The 3,338-nt window shown below is 71.6% G+C and carries 3 protein-coding genes; 2 read left to right on the forward strand and 1 reads right to left on the reverse strand.

What is annotated here, in order from left to right; genetic code table 11:
• The coding region (locus tag ACWDS7_RS47490; RefSeq protein ID WP_451934678.1) for a GNAT family N-acetyltransferase at window positions 1-1,567 on the reverse strand (1,567 nt) is incomplete at its 3' end.
• A gap of 175 nt (window positions 1,568-1,742) precedes the next feature.
• Between ACWDS7_RS47490 and ACWDS7_RS47495 the strand changes: the two genes are divergently transcribed.
• Both ACWDS7_RS47495 and ACWDS7_RS47500 read left to right on the forward strand, forming a co-directional pair.
• Window positions 1,743-2,636, forward strand: a complete 894-nt coding sequence (locus tag ACWDS7_RS47495; RefSeq protein WP_451934679.1) for a carbohydrate kinase family protein — start codon at window positions 1,743-1,745, stop codon at window positions 2,634-2,636.
• 200 nt (window positions 2,637-2,836) lie between these two features.
• On the forward strand, window positions 2,837-3,338 hold a 502-nt coding region (locus ACWDS7_RS47500), incomplete at its 3' end, for a CorA family divalent cation transporter (protein ID WP_451934680.1).

A 3,338-nucleotide genomic window follows, 5' to 3' on the forward strand; every position in this document is an offset into this window, starting at 1 on the left:
GGAGCTCGCCGACGGTGCCCTCGGTGGCGGCGAGCTCGACGCCCATCCGCAGGCGGCGCCGGACGGTCTCGACGTCGGAGTTGCTCACCAGGCCGACCCGGGGCCCTGCGGGCAGCGGCTGGTAGGCCAGGAGCTGCGCCACGTCGAACTGCTGGATCAGGTCGTCGACCCGGACCACCCCGGCCTGCTCGAACAGCGAGCTCAACACGGTGTCGGGCAGGCCGAGCACGGGCGCGGCGTGGCCGGTGGGCACGCCCTGGGTGGTGCCGCCGCTCTTGACCACCACGATCGGCTTGCGCCGGGAGATCCGCCTGGCCAGGCGGGCGAACTTGCGAGGGTTTCCCAGCGACTCCAGGTAGAGCAGGATCACATCGGTCTGCGGGTCCTCCTCCCAGTATTGGAGCAGGTCGTTGCCCGAGACGTCGGCGCGGTTGCCCGCCGACACGAACGAGGAGATGCCCATGCCGCGCTGGGCCACCCGCTGCAGCAGGGCGGTGCCCAGGGCGCCGGACTGGCTGAAGAACCCGACCCGGCCCCGCCCGGGGATGGTCGCGGCGAGCGTGGCGTTCAGCCGGACCGCCGGATCGGTGTTGGCGACGCCGAGGCAGTTGGGGCCGACGACGCGCAGGCCGTAGGCGCGGGCGATGCGGACCAGCTCATCCTGCCTGGCCCGTCCCTCGGGGCCGGTCTCGCCGAACCCGGAGGAGACCACGATCAGCCCGCGCACGCCTTTCTCCGCGCACTCCTTCACCACCTCGATCACCCCGTCGGCGGGTACGGCCAGCACGGCGAGGTCGACCTCTCCGTCGATGGCCGTCACGCTCGGGTAGGCCCGCACCCCGGCGACGGCCCGCGCCTCGCGGTGCACCGGGTAGACCGGGCCGGTGAAGTCCGCGCCGAGCAGGTTGCGCAGGACGGTCTGGCCGACGCCGCCCGGCTCGCGGCCCGCGCCGACGACCGCCACCGAACCCGGGGAGAGCAGCCGCTCGATCGAGCGGGACTCGGCCCGGTGCTCGCGGGAGGCGGTCACCTCCTGGGCGGTCTCGGTCGGGGTGAGGTCGAGGGTCATCCGGACCACGCCGTCGGCGAAGCGGCTCTGCGCGGTGTAGCCCACCTGCTTGAGCACCGCCATCATCTTCTGGTTGGCGGGCAGCACGTCGGCGACGAAGCGGGCGATCCCCCGCTCCCGGGCGGTCGCGGCCAGATGCTCCAGCAGCACCGAGGCGACCCCCCGCCCCTGGTGGGCGTCCTCGACGAGGAAGGCGACCTCGGCCTCTCCCGGCTCGATCCGGTCATAGCGGATCACCGCCACCATCTCCGTGCCGATCGTCGCGATCAGCGCGACGCGGTCCACGTAGTCGACGTTGGTGAACCAGGTGATCTCACGGTCCGACAGCCGGGGCCGGGGGCCGAAGAACCGGAAATAGATCGACTCCTCGGACAGCCTGGAGTAGAAGGAGCGCAACCGGTCGGCGTCGGCGGGCCGGATCGGGCGCACATGGGCGGTACCGCCGTCCGACAGGACGACATCCGCCTCCCAGTGAGCGGGATACTGAGAAACCTCCACAGTCCCGAGAGTAAACGTGGATCCCACATGACGGACAAGCCGGGCATGTTCCCACAACGCTTGTGCATCGACTACGGTCCCGTGTCCGGTCCGGACCCCATACGCTGGCCTGAAGCTGTTAAGTTTTTCGCGGCTAGAGGCACGTCGGCATCGAAGGCAGCAAGGTGGTGACATCATGACGCGGGTGGTCGTGGTGGGCGATCTCATGACCGACGCGGTCGCACGGGCTCGCTACCCGTTGGCCAGGGCCAGCGACACACCGGCGGTCGTCACCATGCACGGCGGGGGCTCGGGCGCCAACATCGCCTCCTGGCTCGCCGTCGAGGGCGCCGAGGTGGCCTTCATCGGGCGTCGCGGCGCCGACATCACCGGGCGTAACCGCGACATGGAACTGATGGGCTACGGCGTCGACGCCCGCCTCGTCATGGACCCCGAGCGGCCGACCGGCACCTGTGTGGTGCTCGTCACGCACAAGGGCGAGCGCACCATGCTCTCCGACCCGGGGGCGAACGCCGCCCTGTCGCCCGAGGACCTGCCCCGCGACCTGTTCACCCAGGGCGGCCACCTGCACCTGTCGGGCTACACCCTGATCAACGAGGGCTCCCGCGAGGCCGGCCTCGCCTCCCTGGAGATGGCCCGCCGCGCCGGGATGTCCGTCTCGGTCGACTGCTCCTCCTCCGCCCCCCTGGAGCGGACCGGGGCCGAGCCGTTCCTCGAATGGACCCAGAACGCCAAGCTGCTGTTCGCCAACGCCGACCAGGCCAAGGTGCTGACCGGCCGTGACGAGCCCGCCGCCGCCGCGAAGGTGCTCACCGCCTGGTTCCCCCAGGTCGTGGTCAAGCTCAACGACGAGGGCGCGCTGTGGTACACCAACAGCCGCACCGATCCGGTCAAGGTGCCCGCCGAGACCGTGGAGCGCGTGGTCGACGGCACCGGCGCCGGTGACGCCTTCACCGCCGGCTTCCTGCCGGCCTGGCTGGAGGGCAAGCCCCCCGCCGACGCCCTCGCCTCCGGCTGCCGCCTGGCCTCCAGGGCCATCTCCCACCTGGGCGCCCGCCCCCGCCTCTGACCCCGTACGGCCCGCCGTGGCGGGAGCCGTCCTGTCTCGGCAGGGCAGGCGCCGGGCTACCCGCGAAGGCCGGACACCGATGTGAAGTCCCTGGTCGCAGGGGCGCCGGCGGCTCTTGACACGATCGGAGTCAAGACGCGGTCAGCCCGCGGCGCCGGTCCGACCGGCGCGCGCCGGCATCGGTGAGGGATGTGAGCAGGATGGACGTTCGCCTGGTCGGCAACGAGGGGGTCGAGGAACGTCCCGTCGAAGAACTGGCGGCGCTGCTCGGCCGTGAGGACGTCCTGGTCTGGGTGGACATCCCCGGCTGTGACCAGGAGGCCGCGCGCGTGCTGTCGGAGGTGTTCGGCTTCCATCCGATGGCGGTCCGGGACTGCGTCGGGCGTAACCGGGTGCCCAAGGTGCACGCCTACCCGGACCACGCGTTCGTCGTCCTGCACGCCCCCGCCCGGGGCGAGCGCGGCCACGTGCACTACATCGAGCTCGACCAGTTCATCGGCCGGAACTACGTGGTGACCGTCCACGGACCGATCAACCCGGCGGTCGACCCGGGGATCGCCCTGCGTGAGACCCGCGCGGTGCTCACCCGGATCGTGGGGGGGGGCCTGCGCCCCCCCCCCCCCGCCGACAGGTCGGACCCGAACTGTCCGCCCTCAAGGCCCACCCATTGGAATACGTGGGGTCGGGGTATTATAGGAAATG

This window comes from Streptosporangium sp. NPDC003464 (assembly GCF_053588315.1).

What these genes read in the sequence shown, in the direction of transcription:
- ACWDS7_RS47495 (WP_451934679.1), top strand. Translation starts at nt 1,743, where the DNA reads ATGACGCGGGTGGTCGTGGTGGGCGATCTCATGACCGACGCGGTCGCA.